This window comes from Erwinia sp. 9145 (assembly GCF_000745075.1).
Classification (GTDB): Bacteria; Pseudomonadota; Gammaproteobacteria; order Enterobacterales; family Enterobacteriaceae; genus Erwinia; species Erwinia oleae.
The window spans coordinates 3,186,875-3,204,267 of record NZ_JQNE01000001.1; the positions used below are offsets into that span (position 1 = coordinate 3,186,875).

At 57.4% G+C, this 17,393-nt stretch carries 13 protein-coding genes; 6 read left to right on the forward strand and 7 right to left on the reverse strand.

Going from position 1 to position 17,393, the window contains the following annotated elements; genetic code table 11:
• Window positions 1-10: 10 nt before the first annotated feature.
• Window positions 11-1,285: a D-tagatose-bisphosphate aldolase, class II, non-catalytic subunit gene (locus FA91_RS15105; RefSeq protein WP_034916934.1), complete on the reverse strand. Its 1,275-nt coding sequence runs from the start codon at window positions 1,283-1,285 to the stop codon at window positions 11-13.
• A gap of 317 nt (window positions 1,286-1,602) precedes the next feature.
• Here FA91_RS15105 and FA91_RS15110 point away from each other — a divergent pair, with 317 nt between their 5' ends.
• Together FA91_RS15110 and FA91_RS15115 are read left to right on the forward strand one after the other, a co-directional pair.
• The gene (locus tag FA91_RS15110; protein ID WP_034916935.1) at window positions 1,603-2,400 is read left to right on the forward strand and encodes a DeoR family transcriptional regulator; all 798 of its coding nucleotides are present in this window, start codon (window positions 1,603-1,605) and stop codon (window positions 2,398-2,400) included.
• 359 nt (window positions 2,401-2,759) lie between these two features.
• Window positions 2,760-4,700 carry a methyl-accepting chemotaxis protein gene (locus FA91_RS15115; RefSeq protein WP_051937216.1) on the forward strand — a complete coding sequence of 647 codons (1,941 nt, stop codon included), beginning with the start codon at window positions 2,760-2,762 and terminating at the stop codon, window positions 4,698-4,700.
• 56 nt (window positions 4,701-4,756) lie between these two features.
• Here the strand turns inward: FA91_RS15115 and FA91_RS15120 are convergent, their stop codons facing one another.
• The 6 genes from FA91_RS15120 to FA91_RS15145 all read right to left on the reverse strand — a co-directional run bounded on the left by FA91_RS15120 (window position 4,757) and on the right by FA91_RS15145 (window position 14,219).
• Window positions 4,757-5,836, reverse strand: coding sequence for an ABC transporter ATP-binding protein (locus tag FA91_RS15120; protein ID WP_034916936.1), 1,080 nt, complete (start codon window positions 5,834-5,836; stop codon window positions 4,757-4,759).
• Window positions 5,829-7,598 carry an iron ABC transporter permease gene (locus FA91_RS15125; RefSeq protein WP_034916938.1) on the reverse strand — a complete coding sequence of 590 codons (1,770 nt, stop codon included), beginning with the start codon at window positions 7,596-7,598 and terminating at the stop codon, window positions 5,829-5,831. The genes FA91_RS15120 and FA91_RS15125 overlap by 8 nt, the downstream gene beginning before the upstream one ends.
• Window positions 7,599-7,661: 63 nt before the next feature.
• Window positions 7,662-8,750 (reverse strand): ABC transporter substrate-binding protein, encoded by a 1,089-nt coding sequence (locus FA91_RS15130; protein ID WP_034916939.1) that lies wholly within the window; start codon window positions 8,748-8,750, stop codon window positions 7,662-7,664.
• Between the two features lie 311 nt (window positions 8,751-9,061).
• A complete protein-coding gene (locus FA91_RS15135) occupies window positions 9,062-10,726 on the reverse strand; it encodes a methyl-accepting chemotaxis protein (RefSeq protein ID WP_034916940.1) in 1,665 nt (554 codons plus the stop codon).
• A gap of 117 nt (window positions 10,727-10,843) precedes the next feature.
• Entirely contained in the window at window positions 10,844-12,289 is a 1,446-nt protein-coding gene (locus FA91_RS15140) for a methyl-accepting chemotaxis protein (RefSeq protein WP_051937218.1), read from the reverse strand.
• Window positions 12,290-12,644: 355 nt separating this feature from the next.
• The gene (locus FA91_RS15145; RefSeq protein WP_034916945.1) at window positions 12,645-14,219 is read right to left on the reverse strand and encodes an ABC transporter substrate-binding protein; all 1,575 of its coding nucleotides are present in this window, start codon (window positions 14,217-14,219) and stop codon (window positions 12,645-12,647) included.
• A 158-nt stretch (window positions 14,220-14,377) separates the two neighbouring features.
• Between FA91_RS15145 and FA91_RS15150 the strand changes: the two genes are divergently transcribed.
• The 4 genes from FA91_RS15150 (at window position 14,378) to pqqC (ending at window position 17,389) form a co-directional block, all read left to right on the forward strand.
• Window positions 14,378-15,412, forward strand: a complete 1,035-nt coding sequence (locus tag FA91_RS15150) for a dipeptidase (RefSeq protein ID WP_034916947.1) — start codon at window positions 14,378-14,380, stop codon at window positions 15,410-15,412.
• Between the two features lie 171 nt (window positions 15,413-15,583).
• Window positions 15,584-15,655: a pyrroloquinoline quinone precursor peptide PqqA gene (gene pqqA / locus FA91_RS20595; RefSeq protein ID WP_072016902.1), complete on the forward strand. Its 72-nt coding sequence runs from the start codon at window positions 15,584-15,586 to the stop codon at window positions 15,653-15,655.
• 56 nt (window positions 15,656-15,711) lie between these two features.
• Entirely contained in the window at window positions 15,712-16,623 is a 912-nt protein-coding gene (gene pqqB / locus FA91_RS15155) for a pyrroloquinoline quinone biosynthesis protein PqqB (RefSeq protein ID WP_034916948.1), read from the forward strand.
• Between the two features lie 10 nt (window positions 16,624-16,633).
• On the forward strand, window positions 16,634-17,389 hold the full coding sequence (gene pqqC / locus FA91_RS15160; protein WP_034916950.1) for a pyrroloquinoline-quinone synthase PqqC: 756 nt from the start codon (window positions 16,634-16,636) through the stop codon (window positions 17,387-17,389).
• Window positions 17,390-17,393: the final 4 nt, after the last annotated feature.

The following is a 17,393-nucleotide window of genomic DNA, read 5'->3' on the forward strand; positions in this document are numbered from 1 at the left end:
TCAAAAGCAATCAGTGGCAGGCGGCTGCGTAATCCCGCAGCACGTCGGTAATGTGATCCAGCGCCAGCGCGCGGGCGTCGGCGGCGAGCTGTCCGGCCCTGACCCGGCGATACTGATCCGGGAGATACTGGCTCAGCAGCGGCAGCGGCAACGGCTGCGCATCAAGGTTAGCCAGCAGGCAGTCGACCGCCGCCTGTACCTGCTTATCAGGCCAGTAGTAGCGCAGCCGATCGGAGTAGCTGAAATGGCGGGCAAAATGCTGTTGCGTTTCGCTGCCGTGATAATATTTTTGCCAGGCGGCGGCATCGCTCAGCATCGCCTGCTCAAGGCAACCGCGCAGGTTGCTGCACGACAGCGCGGGCAGCAGTTCGCGCTCAATATTTTCCAGCGCGTAAAGCGCCTCGCGAAGAGCGAAGGTCAGCGCCGGGCCGACTTTCAAAATGGCGAAGTGCCCGTGAACCAGCGCGCGATACGCCTGTGGATGCTGGTAGTCGGTTGAGTGCGCTTCAAAAACCATGTGCGGGTAGCGTTCGATAGTGCGGCTGAGCATCTGTGCCTTTTCAGGCTGGAAATCCGCGATGTCGTCGTGGGAGAACTCAACGCCCGGCTGCACCACCAGGCCAATGACGCGCGGCCAGATATCATCCAGGCCCTGCTCTTCAAATGCCTGCCGGTGCGCCAGCAGCGTTTTTTCGGCTGCCGATTCACGGGTTACCGCCAGCGTATCCAGCGCTTCGTGCGCGCCGCCCGGCACCGGCACCTCGGTGCCGATGACGTAAACAGTCTGCCGCTGGCCGAAGCACGCCTGACTGCACCGTTCGCCGACCGCCGCCAGCCTCGCCGCCCGCGCCGCCACTGTTTCATCAGGCAGCGGCGTGGGATCGTCCGCGCAGGACATACTGCAATCCAGATGGATCTTCTGAAAACCGGCGGCAACATAGCGCTCTATCAGCACGTCGGCACGGCGCATCGCCTCGTCCGCCGTTAGGTGCTGCCAGCGGTTTGGGCCAAGGTGATCGCCACCAAGCACCAGCTGCGCCGGGTCAAAATCCATCTCTGCCGCCAGCGCCAGCAGTCGGTCATGAAAATCCTGCGGCGTCATGCCGGTGTAGCCGCCATCCTGATCGACCTGATTTGAGGTGGCCTCAATCAGTAACAGCGTCTTCTCTTTACGGGCAAAGCGCATCGCCGCTTCAAGTACCCAGGGATGCGCCGAGCAGACAGACGTTATGCCCACGTGCTCGCCCTGTTTGTGCCGGGCAATTAGCGCCGTCAGTGCGTTCATTTCATCCTCTCAACTTTCGTTTTATTTCATTACGCCGTAAAACTGAACAAAAATGACGTTAAAGGAAACAAAAAGAAAGATCAACACTTGTTACAGGCGCAACCAAAAGAAAATGAAATAGTGTGATCGGCAGCTGATTTCCCGTACGCCCGGCAAAGCGAAAGGTAAATGGCAAAAAAAAGGGAAACGAAAGAAAGGTTTTACTTATGATTGCCGTGGCTGAGGGAATATGCCAGGCTTCCACACAGGGCGCCCGCGCGGGCTGGAAAGGGATTTGTCACATTGCAGTGTGGCTGAACAGACAACAGAAGATAAGTATGAGTGAAAAGAAAAGCGTACGCGCCACCAGTGAACGACGTGAAAAGATCATTTCGTTTCTGAAACAGCAGGGAGCCGTTCAGGTCAGCGATCTGGCAAGCCATTTTAACGTGTCCACGGTGACCATCCGTGGCGATCTGGCCTTCCTGGAAAAGCTGGGCATTGCCACCCGCGCCTACGGTGGCGCGCTGCTTAATGAACAACCGGGGATTGCCAGCGAGCGCAGTCTTGCCACCAAGCAGACTGAGCATCTGCTGGTAAAACAGCGCATTGCGCGCGAGGCGGCAGCGATGATCGTGCCCGGCAGCGCCATTATTCTTGACTCAGGCACCACCACCTATGAGATCGCCCTGCAAATGGGTGATAAGCAGGAGATCATCGTAATGACCAACGGCATGAACGTCGCTAATGCGCTGCTCGACGCGGTGGATATTGAGCTGCTGGTCACCGGCGGTCACCTGCGCCGCAGTTCACAATCTTTTTATGGTTCACAAGCCGAACGCTCTTTAGAAAACTACCATTTCGATATGCTTTTTCTTGGCGTGGACGGCCTGACGCTGACGCAAGGCGTGACCACCCACAATGAAAATGAGGCCCGCCTTAATCGCAGGATGTGCGAGGTAGCCAAACGCATCGTGGTGGTGGCCGATTCGAGCAAATTCAACCGGGTCAGCCTGCATCGCATCATTGATACCGCGCGTATTGACGTCCTGATCACCGACACCGGTATCAGTCACACCATGCACAAAGGACTGCTCGAACTTGGGGTGGATATTGTGCTGGTCGACAACCTCTGAATTCGGGGCCTCGCTGGCCCTGCCTTTCCCCTTCTTGTCACAAAGCCGTTCATTTTTGTTGTTAACGAAGAAGTGACACTCGTCATTATACTGGATCTGATTTATCAGCCATTCTTATACAAGAATGCGCACTCTTGTACAGGTTTTACTGGCATTATTAAGAATTAATCGTGTTTAAAACGCTACAAAAGACAAATTTTGCCGTTTTTAGCAAAAAAATATTTAAAACAAACAAGCAATTGATACATACATTTCAAAAGAATCATTTGGCATTCTAATGTTTAAAATTTCCTGGTCGATACTTTCAATGTTGGTGCAAAAGCCTCCGCTAGCACTTTTCTGACATCGCAGGAGTTCCCATGAGACAGGCCGGACCATTCAGTTGGTTTGCAGATATGAAAGTCGGTCATAAGCTGGCTTCAGGGTTTTCAGTAATTATCGTTTCGCTGATATTGATCGGAGCGATCTCTGTGCTGGCACTGAAGGGAATTCAGGATAACTCACAGCGACGCGCGACAACCATTGATATGGTGGGATCGTTTGGATCGGCCAAGCTGAACCGAACGCTCTATCAATACACCAATGATATTGAATATGCTGACAAGAACGGTCAGGCGCTTCAGGATATGGTGGGTCAATACAATAAGCTACAGAGCTTCAGTTGGGACAGTGAAGGACAATCGCTGGTGACTGAAATTGGTCAGGCGCTGAAGGACTACACTAATCTGCGCGATATTCTGATTGCCGACATGAAAAGCATGATGGGCAAAGCGATTACGCTGCGCGATCTGCCTTTCCTGGTGATTGCACGCCAGCTTGACAGCATCCCGGCCGGTACGCTTTCGCCAGAACTCGCGCTTAACGTGGCGCAACTGTCAAGCGAGCTGAAAGAGATCAAACTGGTCATTCTGGAAGCGACAACCACGCCGACGACGGAAAACCTGAGCGCGCTTAATGCGTTAATGAGTAACGTAACTGCACTGACCGCTGCTTTTGACGCCAGCGGTAACCCGCAGCTTTCGCCGATCGACACCGCTGTTCGTAATGCTATTACCAGCGCAAACCATGAACTGGCCGGCTTCGACGATATCTGGCAGGCACACGGCAAAGCGGCAGGCGATCTGGCCACGCGGGCAAAGCAGTTTGATAATACCATCAAAAATATGTTTGTTTATCAGTCACGGATCTCCTCGCATTTTGTTGATTCATCAAAATGGACCATCGGCGGCATCGCGCTGGCGGCCGTGCTGGTGAGCATTATCATCGCCCGCCTGATCAGCAGCAGTATTACCCAGCCGCTGCGTCAAACCCTGGCCGTGGCGCAGCAGATCGCCGCCGGCGACCTGACGGCCGATGTTCACAGCACGCGTAAAGATGAGCCGGGCCAGCTTTTGCAGGCCGTGGCGACGATGAACCACAGCCTGAAAGACATCATCTATAACGTCAGAAACGGCATTCAGAGCGTGATGCTGGCGTCGGGCGAGATTGCCGTCGGCAACAATGACCTCTCTTCTCGTACCGAGGAGCAGGCGGCCGCCGTGGTGGAAACCGCAGCCAGCATGGAGCAGCTGACCGCCACCGTGAAGCAAAATACCGATAACGCGCGTCATGCCAGTACTCTCGCCGTTAACGCCTCGACGGAAGCCGCGCGCGGCGGCGATATCATAGGGAAAATGACGTCGAGCATGAAATCTATCAAAGAGAGCTCCGCGCAGATTGCTGATATCACGTCGGTAATTAACAGCATCGCCTTCCAGACCAACATCCTGGCGCTCAACGCGGCGGTAGAATCCGCCAGAGCGGGTGAACACGGCAGAGGATTCGCCGTGGTAGCTGAAGAGGTGCGTGCACTGGCGCAGCGCAGCGCGACCGCCGCCAGAGAGATCGAAGGGCTGATCGCCAAATCCGTGGCGCAGGTTGAAGAAGGCGCGTCTCACGTTGACGGCGCCAGCGAAAGCATGGCCGGGATCCAACACTCAGTCGCGCAGGTTAGCGAACTGATGACGGAGATCGCCACGGCGTCGGAAGAGCAGAACCGCGGCATTGAGCAAATTGGTCGCGCAATGACGGAAATGGACAGCACCACGCAGCAGAATGCCGCGCTGGTTGAGCAGTCCTCCGCCGCTGCCAACGCGCTGGAAGATCAGGCGCAGCAGCTCAACGGAATGATTGCCGTATTCCGTATTGATGAAGGCCAGCCCGCGCCTGCGCCGGTCAGAGCAGCACCAGCCGCGACGCATTTCAGCGGCAGCAGAACCGTCGCGGGTAAAGATGCCTCATGGGTGGCGTTTAATTCGTAGGCAGAAAGCAATACGTTAAGAAAGGCCGTGGCGGCATATAACGCCACGGCTTTTTTTTAGCGTGCGGCGTGAGGGAATATCCAGACGTGCTCCTCAGGCAGCGACAGGTGGCAATGCGCCGGATCGCGTAGCGCATGCCCGTAAGCGCGAATGGCGATGTTATCGCCCGCCGTGCGGAACAGATATTCCCAGCGATCGCCGAGATACATGCTGGTCAGCAGCGGCAGCGCCAGCGCGTTTTCGCCGGGCGCGCTTTCGCTCAGCCGCACCCGTTCCACGCGGATCACCGCTATCCCCTCCTGCCCGACGCTGACGCCTTCGCCCGCTTTCCCCCACAGCGACCAGCCCGCGCCCTCAATTTTCGCTCTGCCATTGTCACACGCCGTCACTCTGCCCGGCAGCCGGTTATTGCTGCCCATAAATTCGGCGGTGAAAAGCGTCGAGGGCGATCCGTACATCTCCTGCGGCGTGCCCTGCTGTTCAATAACGCCATTATTCAGCAGCAAAATGCGATCGGAGATCGCCATCGCCTCATTTTGATCGTGCGTCACCATCAATGCGGAAAGGCCCAGTTTAACGATCAGTTCGCGCAGGAACACCCGCGCCTCTTCGCGCAGCTTGGCATCCAGGTTCGACAGTGGCTCATCAAGCAGGATCACCGGCGGGTTATACACCAGCGCCCGGCCAATCGCCACGCGCTGCTGCTGGCCGCCGGAAAGCTGGTGCGGATGGCGTTTGGCAAGGTGGCCCAGCCCCAACTGCTCCAACACGGCCCCAACCTGACGCGTGATTTCAGCAGCGGCGATCTTACGCAGCTTAAGGGGATAGGCCACGTTCTCGAAGACCGTTTTATGCGGCCAGAGCGCGTAAGACTGAAAAACCAATCCCAGGTTACGCGCTTCGGCGGGCACTTCGCTGCGCGGGCTGCCGTCATAAACGGTGGAATTGCCAATAATAATCTTTCCGCCTGAGGGCTTTTCCAGCCCGGCGACCGCGCGCAGCAGCGTGGTTTTACCGCTGCCTGACGGCCCCAGCAGCGAAACCACTTCCCCCTTCTTAAGCTGCATGGATACGCCCTTCAGCACCGGGTTGTCGCCGTAGGTGAGATGCAGGTTTTCTACTGCTAATTCAGTCATGTAATTTCACTCCAAAGCGCAGAGCCACGCCGAGGCCAATGACCACCAGCAGGATATTGATAAATGAGAGCGCCGCGACGATATCAATCGCGCCCGTCGCCCACAGCGAAACCAGCATCGAACCGATGGTTTCCGTGCCGGGCGAGAGCAAATAAACGCCGGTTGAGTATTCGCGCTCGAAAATCAGGAACATCAGCAGCCAGGAGCCGATCAGGCCATAGCGGGCAAGCGGAATAGTCACGTGGCGGGTAATTTGTCCGCGCGAGGCGCCCGCGCTGCGCGCGGCCTCTTCCAGCTCCGGCCCCACCTGAAGCAGCGTGCCGGAGATCAGTCGCAGGCCGTACGCCATCCACACCACCGTATAGGCCAGCCAGACGCTGAAGATGGTTTGCCGTAGCGATCGCAGCCACGGGATCAGGTTGTCGTGCAGCCACGGCGCCACCGGCAGGCCGGACAGCCAGCCGTGTTTAAGCGACTGATCCAGCCACAGCGGCAGAAACAGAAACACCCACAGAAACGCCAGACCGGCCAGCAGGCCCGGCACCGCGCGCGGCACCAGCACGCTGTAGTCGAGAAAACGCGTCACGTTATCCGGCTTGCGGTGCATCGCGATGCCGATAAACAGATAACAGACCACCGCCACCGCGCCGCCAATCACGCCAATCGCCATGGAGTTGACGATGGCGCGCAGCAGGTTGGGCTGCTGCCAGATAGTACGGAACGCACTCAGCGACGCTTCATCCCAGAAAGAGACGCCAACGCCCCAGTTAGAGATAAACGCGCGCAACGCCACGCCGATCAGCGGCACGCCGATGGTGACGGTCAGCCAGAAAGCCACTATCGCGCCCGCCACCCAGCGCCACTTGCCGAGCGGCAGCGCTCTGGCCTGCGAGGCCTTGCCTTTGAGGGTGACGAAACGGTTAGCGGTACGCATCAGCCTGCGCTGTAGCATCACCAGCGGAACGGTCAGGCAGATCAGCACCACCGCCACCGCCGCCATCAGGTGATACGACGGCGTGCCAAGCTTGTTGGTAAGCTGATAAAGATAGGTTGCCAGCACCATATTGCCTTCAGGATCGCCAAGCACCAGCATCAGCCCGAACACCTCCAGCCCAAGGAAAAACAGCAGTACGCTGGCGTACAGAATCGACGGGCGCACCATCGGCAGGCTCACCGCCGTCATCACCTGGAGCGGCGTGGCGCCTGCCGTGCGCGCGGCTTCCTCAACGTCCGAACCGACGCTGCGCAGCGCCGAAGAGATGTAAAGGTAGGCGTGCGGGACATGGGTCAGTCCGGCAATCACCACGATGCTGGCCATTGAATAGATATTCCACGGCACGAAACCGATCGCCGCCTGCGCCCACAGCGACAGGAAGCCCACCGGCCCGGCAGCGACCACATAGCCGAAACCCAGCACCATCGGCGAGACAAAAATTGGCACAAGGATCAGCGGCTCGATAATGCGTCGGCCGGGCAGATCGGTTCGCACCATCAGAAACGCCAGGATGCCGCCAAGCGGAATGGCGATGATCACCAGGCCAAACGCCAGAATAAAACCGGATTTCAGCGCTTTGTAGAAGTCAGGATCGGTAAAAATAAACTCAAACGACTCCAGACTGAACACCTTTTCAGGTGAAAAGAACGGTGCCGACAGGAAGCTCTGAATGATAATAAACAGCAGCGGAATATAGATAACCAGCGTGGTGATCAGCACCACCACGCTGCGCGGTAGCCCCTGCCATCTTCTGTGCAATGCTTTCATGGCTGTTCCCTTTGAGACAGACGCCGCGCGCGCCGATGAAGGCCGCGCGGGCGGCACAGAAGGTTATTTAGCGGCAGCGGCGCGCCACTGTTTGATGTAGTCCAGACGTTTTTTCGGCTGGAGATACTCCAGCAGCGACTCGTCAACGGGGATCGGCTTCAGCGCTTTACCGAGCTTTTTGGTCAGGCCGTCGATGTCATTTTCACCCTCGATATCGTTGCGAATTGAGGGGATATCAGACTTGTTCGCCAGAATGCTTTGCCCTTTTTCAGAGAGCACATAGTCCAGCCACAGTTTCGCCGCGTTGCCGTGCTGCGCTTCCTTACTGATAAAGGAGACGCGCGACAGCACCAGGGTGTAATCCTTCGGCATCGAAATACCGAGCGACGGATCGCCTTTCGCACGCGTTTCGGCATAGGAACCCAGGATGTTAAAGCCGATCAGATTCTCGCCGGAGGAGACGCGCTCCATCATCGTGCCGGTAGAGGATTGCACGGTCAGGCCGCCTTTCGCCACGTCGGCCAGCGTTTTGAAGTAGTTAGCATCGGCTTTGCTGTCCTGCACGGAGAGCATAAAGCCCAGCCCGGATTTCTCAATATCGTAGGTGGTGACTTTTCTGCCGAACTTTTCAGTCTGACTGGCCACCAGTTTCGCCAGCGCCGCATGAGAATCCGGCACGTCCTCTTTCGGGATCAGGCGCTTGTTGTAGATAAACACCACCGGCTCATAGGTGGTGCCATAGGCTTTTTGCTGCCATACCGCCCATTTCGGCAGCTTGCTCACCTCCGGCGACGCATACTCGTCGGCATAGCTGGTCGCCAGCTTCAGGCCGGTATCCATCGACGAGCTCCAGATAACGTCGCTGCTTCCGCCGCCGGACGCCTGCTCACTGATATAACGGTTGTACAGTTCGGTGCTGTTCATGTCGTTATATTCCACCTTCACGCCCGGGTAAGCCGCTTCAAACCCCTGAATCAGCGGCGCGGCGGCTTTGGTATCGGTCGTGGAATAAACCACCACCTTGCCCTCTTTTTTGGCCGCATCCACCACCTTCTGATAGTCCGCCGGGTAGCCTTCCGGCAGCGCCGCAGAGAGGGAAGAGGAAAATACCGCCGCAGCGGAAACTGCCAATACGCCAAACTTTAAATACATAAATTTAACCTCTGGTTACATTTAATGAACTTAAATTCAACATATAGACGTTATTTGAGCAGTGCCAGGCAAGATTGCGTTTAAAGTTTCGTTTTGTGAGGAAGGGAGGTTTTTGCGCTTTCAGAAGGCAGTGGTTAAGGAATTTATCGACAGCGCTTTGTTCAGAGAGGGAGCGCTCTTTCGCCCTTGCGCAGGGTGCGGCAGAGCAGAATGGGATGAAGTTGCCCACGAGTCACGGTGTTGCGGGCGACTTCTCATGCTGTATGAGGCACGATCTGACTGTCCGTGCCTCATTCTGTCGTCAACAAGGATCAGAAGCTTTGCCAGCTTTCTTCCAGATCGGCGGACGTTTTCTTCGCTGGCAGGCTGGCAGGGCGTGGTATCAGGGTCGCTGCCGCAGCGCGTGCTGGTGTCAGCACGCTTCCCGCTGAGGGTGATTCAATCACAAAGGTGGCGACCAGCTGATTGAGCACCGCTGCCTGTTCCATCAACGAGTGCGAGGCCGCCGAGGCTTCTTCAACGAGCGCCGCATTCTGCTGCGTCACGTCGTCCATCTGATTAACCGCCTGATGTACCTGGCCTATGCCTTGAGTCTGTTCATGAGCGGCGGCGGCGATTTCACTGACCAGGTCTGCAACCTGACCAATCGCTTCCTTCATATTACCCATATTCTGGCCCACCTCTTCCGCCTGCCCCGCGCCCATCGCCACGAAACGCATTGATGACTCGATCAGCTCTTTTATCTCACGCGCTGAAGAGGAGGAGCGCTGTGCAAGGTTGCGGACTTCGCCTGCCACGACGGCAAATCCGCGGCCCTGCTCGCCGGCTCGCGCGGCTTCAACCGCAGCATTGAGCGCCAGAATATTGGTCTGGAAGGCGATACCTTCAATCAGCGAGATGATATCGGTGATTTTTGCAGAGCTGTTTCTGATATCAGACATGGTGCCCAGCATGGTGCTGACCTTGGCCGCGCTGTCTTCCGAAAGGGTGCGGGCCTTTTGTGAAAGCTCGCTTGCCATATTGGTATTTTCGGCGGTCTGGCGCACCGTTTCACTCAGCTCTGACATGCTGGCGGCCGTCTGCTCCAGGGAAGCCGCCTGCTGTTCGGTTCTGGACGAGAGATCCTCATTACCTGCCGAGATTTGTGCCGAGGCGGTACTGACCGACTGAGAGGACGCGCTGACGGACAATAGCGAGGCGGCAACGTTTTCCACCAGGTCATTGAATGCGCTTGCCGTCCGGCCAATTTCATCTTTACGGGAGCTGTCCGCGCGCAGGGTCAGATCCAGACGAACGCTGGCCTGCTCCATGGTGGAACGCATAGCGTTAAGGCTTCTGCGGATGCCGGTTATTGTCATCACAGCGAAGAAGCCCAGCAGCAGGATCACCACCGTTGAACCTGCAATCATGCCCCAGAAGGTGAACTGATAGATTTGGATATTCTGCTTTTTGAGCTCTTCACCGATGTCCACGTTCAGCTGGAGCTGTTTCTGGTAGCCAGCGATAAGGTTTCGGGCGGCTGCGCCTGCGCCGGCGTCTCCCTGAATCTCGAGCAGCGAGACCGCATTATTATGTTCCCGGGAGCTTTTTAGCAGGGCGGGAAGTTTACTCTCAATATCATTAATGGTCACGGCGCCGGCCTCTGTCATTTGCCGGTCTTCTTCATTGGAAACATCGTTTTCCAGATAATATTGATTGAGCGCCTTAAGCTTGTTCACCAGCTCGCTGAGCTTTTGCTCAACCTCTGCCTGTCGCGCCGGATTTGCGGCGGTCTGATGGCGGTACATCCAGATAATCAGTTGGTTGCTGTCTTCGACCATTTTACCTAAGTCGATAATTGAGGGCACGGTATTGCTCTGCACATACTGAAAACGTGACTGGAAACCGGTCACGACCAGCACGGCAACGATCACCAGGCCGATAAGGGAAGCGGAAAGAAGAGAAAAAACAAGGAACAGTCGCTGTGAGATTGACATATATTTTTACCTGAAATATTGCCGGGCCGGAAGGGCTGCACGGTAGGAATCATGCAGCAGCACTTAACTATCGGCATCAGCCAAAAAATATTTAGCTTAAGTTTTACCTATTTCCCGTCAGGCAAAGCGAAACACGTCTATCGCCTGCTTCACCGCGTCAGCCTGCCGTTGCTGCTGACGCGCTACCTGCACCGTTTCCGCTACGTGTTCAACGTTATCCTGCACGCTGCGATCGATGCTGGCGATACTGTCCTTCATCTGCGCAATACTGGCGCGCTGCTGGTCGCTCATTTCCGCAAGCTCGCTCACCAGCGATGTCAGGCCGTCAATACTGCTGATAATTTCATGCATGCTGGCGCCCGCGTTTTCTACCTGCACAGAGCCGTTGCGCGTGCACTCCACCGACGCGCTAATCAACGTGCGGATCTCTTTGGCGGCGTTTTCGCAGCGCAGCGCCAGCGTGCGCACCTCGGTAGCCACCACCGCGAACCCTTTGCCGTGCGCGCCCGCGCTGGCGGCCTCCACTGAGGCGTTCAGCGACAGAATGTTAGTCTGAAAAGCGATGCTGTCGATCAGCTCCAGAATGGCATTAATGCGTCGCGATTCCTCGCCGATTTGCGCCATTGAACTGACCGCATCGCCGATGTTTTCCCCGCCTTTCTGCGCCATCTTGTTGGTATTGCTGGCGAGTTCGCGTGCCTGGCGCGCTTTCTCGCTGGTCAGGGTGGCGGCGGAGGTCATCTGCTCCATGGCGCTGGCGGCGTTTGCCAGCGCCGACGCCTGCTCATCGGTACGCGTCGACAGCGCGGCGTTGCGATTAAGAATATGTTCAGAGGCGGTCAGCAAATCGCTAACGCCCGCGCTCACCTGGCAAAGCGCGCTGCCCATGGTGCCAAGCGTATTGTTAAAGGTTTTGCCGAAATCGGTGCGCGTCGCTTCGCTGTCCTGCGCCAGAGTCAGCTTGCCCGGCTCGCGCGTGATCCACGAGGCGAGGTGCGCCACCTCGCTGGCAGAACGCGCATCGGCAGCCATATTTTGCGCGATGTAAATAAGAATGGCGGTCTGCGCCACCACGAACAACGCGTGAAACAGCACCATATGCCAGCCGGGATGCATAAACACGATCACCCCGAACATGTCGTTCGCCTGAAAGTAGTTGAACAGCGCATGATGCACCGCCGCGGTCGCTGCGCCAGCCAGAAGCGGGCGATAATCACGGTAGGCCAGCAGCGCGGAGAGCAGCACAAAAATGAAAAAATGGTATTCCGTGTCGCCTTCGCCTGACTGTATCAGCAGCGCGGCATAGGCAATCAGCACGAAGGCGAAGAACAGCCGCGTCACCAGCCTGCCGGGGAACAACGTTTTGACGACGGTGGCGGCGAGCGACAGCCCGATACCGACAATCAGCGCTAACGAAAGCGCGTCATGCCTCCAGCCGATAAACAGTGACACCGGCAGCAGTGCCCAGACGATAAGCAGCATCAGCCTGTCGGCCCTGCGCCAGATGTGCGACAGCGACACGCTGTCGGCCTGCATTGCCCGTGATGAAGGTTCAGCTAACATAGGTTGTTCCAGCGGGTTGGTATGCATCACGTTGTTTAACGAATGCGGGGCTCATTAATTGAGCATCAGAGTAAATTTGCTTGAGGATTATCGTCAACCGACTTTTTTGAGATTTTTCTTAGGAGTAACGGTGGTTACTGAGGGGGATTTTGCTTCGCATCGCCGTTAAATATCGTCTTACTATTTATTACGAGAGAATTAATGCATTAATTACCCATAAAGCCACAGAGAAAACTATTTACCGACCCACAAAATAAATCATTATTCTGGCTGAACAGAGTGCAACATTGATAAAAGAACGTTGAGGAAAAACGGAACGACGTGCGCCGCAGGCGGCACACGTCTGCATTATGCATCAGTTTTTGGTGAGTTGATCGAACCACAACAGGCTGTTGCCGATGCCCTGCTGCGCGCCCTGCAAATTGTCGCGTAGCGCCACCAGCTGCTGCCCTTGCAGGATAGTGACATAGGGTGAATTCTGCTGAAGCTCCGTCTGCAACTGCGTGTAGCGCGTGCGCCGCTGCGTCGCGTCGCTTTCGGCGGCGGCGGCGCGCGTTTCCGCACTGATTTTTGGGATCTCCCAGCCTGTGCGCCACGCGAGGGTTTTCGCGCCACCGGGAACGTTGCTGGCAAAGGCGCTGGCGTTGCTATGCGCATCGGGATAATCCGCTCCCCAGTAAATAAAGATCGACTGGAAATTCCGCCCGCGCATCTTGCCCCACAGTTCCGCTTCCGCCACGGGCTGAATATCAATATGCACATCGGCCGCCGCGAAGCTGGCCTGAAGCGCCTGCGCCACATCAATATAAGGCGGCTGATTGATTACCGTCAGAGAGAAATGGCTGCCCGGCTTGATCCCCGCCTGGTTCAGAATGGCCTTCGCCTTCTCCACATCGTAATGGAACGGCGTCGTGTTCAGCGCACCGTCAAAACCCTGCGGCAGGAAGCTCTGATGCACCTGATACTGGCCCTTCAACAGTTCGTCGGCGAGAGATTTGTAATCCACCAGCCAGCGCGCCGCCTGCCAGAATGCCGGATTGCCGAGCAGCGGCTGCTGCTTGTTCTGCGTGTTAAAACCGAGGTAAAACACCAGATCGGAGGGATAGTTTTCAACTTTTACGCCGGGCTGCTGCTTCAGTGCGGCAAACTGGTCCGGGCCGAGTTGATATGCCACATCCACATCGCCCTGCTGGATCAACAGGCGCCGCGAGCTGGCCTCTGCTACGTTTTTCAGTATGACGTTTTTCAACTGCGCGGCATGCTGCGCATAATTATTTTTCTCCAGCACCAGCGCCTGCTGCGGCACATACTGGCGGATGCGGTAAGCCGCGCTGCCCGCCGAATGCGTGCGCAGCCAGCCGTTGCCTTTATCGTCCTGCTGCTGATGCTGCGTCGCCAGTTTGCCGTCAACGATGGACGCCACCGGCGCGGTCAGCAGGCGTAAGACCAGATCGCGGCCGATGCCGGCATCCCAACTGATTTCAACCTGATTATCGCCCGTTGCTTTCAGATGGCTGTCTACGTTTTCCGGTGTCCAGCCCAGCTCCGCAAGAATGAACGCGGGCGACTTATTGAGCCTGACCGCGCGACTGAAGGAGAAGATCACGTCCTGCGGCGTCACGGCATTTCCGCTGGCGAAGCGCGCGCCGTCGCGCAGGGTGAAGCGCAGGCTGTGCTCGCTGCTGCCAGGCTGCCATGCGCTGGCAAGGCCGGGAACCAGCTTCTGCGAATCGTTGCGATCGAGCGTCACCAACTGCTCATAGATATTGCGCAGACTGCCGTTACTGACCGTCTCAAACGCTTCGGCAGGATCGAAACTGATAATGCCATCCAGCGGGATCGCCACGACCAGCGTGTCTTTTGGGGTTGCTGCCTGGGCCAGCCCGATTACCAGCGAGGCCGCCAGCAACGTCAGGGTAAAACGACGCATTTTCTCTCTCCCTTCATCATGTTATCCCACGACTATAGAGAGCGGCGCAGGACGGGCGAAATGCTATTTCCGGTAAACGATATGCGCCTGAGAGCTGCTACAGTTACGCTCATTACCGGGTGAACCGTTTTCGCCTGCCTGTCGGAGCCTGCTTTAAGATGATCCAGCCCCACGCCGTGTTTGACGGCCACAACGATCTGCTGCTGCGTTTGTGGCTGCAAAACGCGCCCACCGAAGCGGTCAACCGCTTTCTTACCGGTTCGCTGAGCGGCCATCTCGATCTGACACGTATGCGCCAGGGCGGCTTTATTGGTGGTCTGTTTGCGGTGTTTGTGCCGCCGGTCGGCTTTGTGAAGCAGCATCGCGACGGCTATGGCACAGAGCAGCATGACGCGCTGGCGATCGTCGAGGCGCAAATCGCACTTTTGCAGGCGATTGAGGCACAATCGACGGGGCGGGCGAAAATTTGCCGCAGCGCCGCAGAGATCGACCGCTGCCGCCGCGCAGATATACTGGCGCTGGTGCTGCATATTGAAGGCGCAGAGGCGCTGGACGGCGAACTGAGCCAGTTAGACGGCTGGATTGCGGCGGGCCTGCGCAGTATCGGCCCGCTGTGGAACCTGGCCAACCGCTTCGGCACGGGCGTAACGGGCAACTTCCCCGGTTCGCCCGACAGCGGCGACGGCCTGACGGAAGAGGGGCTTAACCTGGTGCGCGTCTGTAACCGCCGGAAACTGCTGATCGACCTCTCCCACATGAATGAAAAAGCTTTCTGGCAAACGGCCCGGCACAGCAGCGCGCCGCTGGTCGCCACTCACTCTAACGTGCACGCGCTCTGTCAGCAGCCGCGTAATCTTACTGCGCCGCAGTTAGAAGCCATTGCCGCCAGCGAGGGTTTCGTCGGTGTCAACTTTGGCACCGCCTTTCTGCGCGCCGACGGTCAGCGCAACGGCGACACGCCGCTCAGCGACATTATTCGCCACCTCGACGGGCTGATGGCGATTCTCGGTGAAGATCGCGTCGGCTTTGGTTCGGACTTCGACGGCATCAGCGTCCCTGACGCGCTGGGTGACGTCGCCGGACTGCCGCGCCTGACGGCGGCGATGGCTTCGGCTGGCTACGGCGAGGCGCTGATTGAAAAAATCTGCTGGCGAAACTGGCTGTCGGTATTGAAAAAAACCTGGGGCGAATAAGCCATTCGGAACATTTTGAGATAATTTCTGCCGTGATTATTCACGTTACAGGGTTGATCTCTGCGCCCGCCCGGCGCAACATTTGCGATGCAGAAATTTGACAATAAGCACATTACCTGCCGAACTTAACGTTCTTCGTTATCTGTTTGTTAACACCAAAAGGAGCCCGCTATGTGGACTAAACCTGCATTCGTTGATTTACGCTTAGGTCTGGAAGTCACGCTGTACATCTCTAACCGTTAATCCCTCGCGCCCGCAGCCCGCTGCGGGCACTTTTTTTCCCCTTTCCCGGTTACCTCATGCAGATAAACGTTCTCGGTTCAGCCGCTGGCGGTGGTTTCCCTCAGTGGAACTGCAACTGCCGAAACTGTCAGGGCGTGCGCAGCGGCAGCCTGAAAACCTCGGCGCGCACGCAGTCTTCCATCGCCCTCAGCGACGACGGCATCAATTTTGTGCTCTGCAACGCCTCGCCGGATATCGCGCAGCAGATCGCCGCCACCCCGGCGCTGAATAAACAGGATGCACTGCGCGGCACGGCCATTGGCGCCATCATTCTTACCGACAGCCAGATCGATCACAGCGCCGGGCTGCTGAGCCTGCGTGAAGGCTGCCCGCATCAGGTGTGGTGCACGCCGGAAGTGCATGACGATCTCAACAGCGGCTTCCCGGTTTTCACCATGCTGACGCACTGGAACGGCGGGCTGATACACCATGCGGTGACGCCCGGCGAGGCTTTCTCCGTTGCGGTGTGCCCGGCGCTGCGTTTCACCGCCATTCCGCTGCTCAGCAACGCGCCGCCTTACTCGCGCTATCGCGACAGGCCGCTGCCCGGCCACAATGTGGCGCTGTTCGTTGAGGATTCACGCAGCGGTAAAACGCTGCTCTATGCGCCAGGGCTGGGCGAGCCGGATGACGCCCTGCTCGGCTGGATGAAAAAAGCCGACTGCCTGCTGATTGACGGTACGCTGTGGCAGGACAACGAACTGGCCGCCACCGGCGTCGGCCGCAATACCGGCCGTGATATGGGCCATCTGGCGCTTTCGGAAGAGCGCGGGCTGATAGCGCTGCTTGCCTCGCTGCCTGCGCAGCGCAAAATCCTTATTCATATCAATAACACCAACCCGATCCTTGATGAAGACGCTCCGGAGCGCCACGCGCTGACGCAGCAGGGTATTGAGGTCAGCCAGGACGGGATGCGTATTGATCTTTAGCGAGTCAGACATGAAGCAAGAAAAGCCGATGACGCCTGACGCCTTTGAACAGGCGCTACGCGCCAGGGGCGCCTTTTATCACATTCATCATCCGTACCATATTGCGATGCACAATGGTAAATGCACCCGCGTGCAAATCCAGGGCTGGGTGGCGAACCGTTTTTATTATCAGACCAGCATTCCGCTGAAGGATGCGGCGATCATGGCGAACTGCCCCGATGCCCTGACGCGCCGTAAATGGGTGCAGCGCATTCTCGATCACGATGGACAAGGCGACAGCGAAGGCGGCATCGAAGCCTGGCTTCGGCTGGGTGAAGCGGTGGGCCTGTCGCGCGAGGTGCTGCTCTCCGAGCAGATGGTGCTGCCCGGCGTACGTTTCGCGGTGGATGCCTATGTTAACTTTGCCCGCCGCGCGGTATGGCAGGAGGCGGCATGCAGCTCGCTGACCGAGCTGTTTGCGCCGCAGATCCACCAGTCGCGGCTCGACAGCTGGCCGCAGCATTATCCGTGGATCGATGAACAGGGCTACGGCTATTTCCGCAGCCGCCTTGGCCAGGCGAACCGCGACGTCGAGCACGGACTGGCGCTGGCGCTTGAGTACTGCACCACCGTTGAAAAACAGCAGCGAATGCTGGAGATCCTTCAGTTCAAGCTGGATATTCTGTGGAGCATGCTCGATGCAATGACGATGGCTTATGAATTACACCGCCCGCCCTACCATACTGTGACCGACAAAGTGGTGTGGCATAACCGGAGGCTGCCGTAATGAT